Consider the following 1539-nt stretch of genomic DNA (forward strand, 5'->3'; position numbering starts at 1 on the left):
CCTTGAGCTTCAGCGATTTTCGCATAGTCAGCATTAGGGAAGTCACAACCAAACAAGTGTTTGTTTGTGTCTTCGTATTTGTCCTTGATGAAGGCATATTTACCATTTGAGAAGACAACGTTGATAACTGGAAGGTCGTATTGAACGTTTGTGATAACGTCTGGGTAGCACATGTTGAATGCACCGTCACCCATGATGTTCCATACTTGGCGATCTGGATTGTCTTTCTTAGCAGCGATACCACCAGGAAGGGCAATACCCATTGTCGCAAAGAGTGGAGATGTACGCCACATGTTCTTAGGTGTCATGTGAAGGTGACGAGTAGATGTTTGAGTAGTGTCACCTACGTCGATTGAGTAGATAGCGTCTTGATCAGCATGTTTGTTGATTGCATTGTAAACTTGATACAATTGCAATTCACCCTCAGTTTTACCTTCGATTTTGTTCATGTAATCACGCCAGTTTTGGTTGTTCTTAACGTTTGCACGCCACCATGGAGTAGATTCAACTGGGTTCACTTTGTCAAGGATAGCTTTAGCTGCTTGACCTGCATCACCAAGGATTGAAGCGTCTAGGGCATGACGTTTACCAAGTTTGTAAGGGTCGATATCCACTTGGATGAATTTTTCAGTGTTCTTGAAGGCTTCGTAAACTTCAGCAAATGGGAAGTTTGAACCAAGGAAAAGAACTGTGTCTGCTTCGAAGACCACTTCGTTGGCTGGTTTCCAACCAACACGGTAAGCAGAACCTGTCAAACCTTCGTAGTTCCATTCAAAGGCTTCAAAGTTTTTACCAGTTGTGATGATTGGTGCTTTGATTTTACGTGACAATTCAGTAATCACTTCACCTGCTTTAACACCACCGTAACCAGCATAGATAACTGGACGTTCAGCATTGTTCAAGATTTCAACAGCTTTGTCGATTTCAACTTCGTTCAAGGCAGGAGCGATGAATGAACGTTCGTATGAACCTGAACCGTAGTATGAGTTTTCGTCGATTTCTTGGAAACCGAAGTTTACTGGGATTTCAACAACAGCTGGACCTTTTTTAGAAACTGCAGCACGGCAAGCTTCGTCGATTACTTTTGGCAATTGCTCAGCGTAAGCGACACGTTTGTTGTAAACAGCGATACCGTTGTACATTGGGTTTTGGTTCAATTCTTGGAAGGCATCCATGTTGAGTTCGTTAACTGGACGTGATCCAAGGATAGCAAGGAATGGAGTGTTATCCATAGCTGCATCGTAAACACCGTTAATCAAGTGAGTCGCACCTGGACCACCTGAACCAACTGCAACCCCGATTGAGCCGCCGAATTTAGCTTGCATAACCGCTGCAAGAGCACCTGTTTCTTCGTGGCGAACTTGCAAGAAGCGGATATCTTTGTCTTCAGCTAAAGCGTCCATCAATGAGCTGAGTGTTCCTGATGGGATACCGTAGATTGTGTCTACGCCCCATGTTTTCAATACGTTGAGCATTGCTGCAGATGCAGTAATTTTCCCTTGAGTCATAATGATAACTCTCCTTCAAATATTTTTAAAA

1 protein-coding gene is annotated in these 1539 nt (G+C 43.4%); it reads right to left on the minus strand.

Annotated elements, in window-relative coordinates; genetic code table 11:
- Nucleotides 1-1508, minus strand: a 1508-nt coding sequence (spxB, locus tag GMD4S_RS12080) for a pyruvate oxidase (RefSeq protein ID WP_000191803.1), incomplete at its 3' end; no start/stop codon positions are given.
- Nucleotides 1509-1539 lie beyond the last annotated feature (31 nt).

This window comes from Streptococcus sp. GMD4S, from assembly GCF_000296955.1.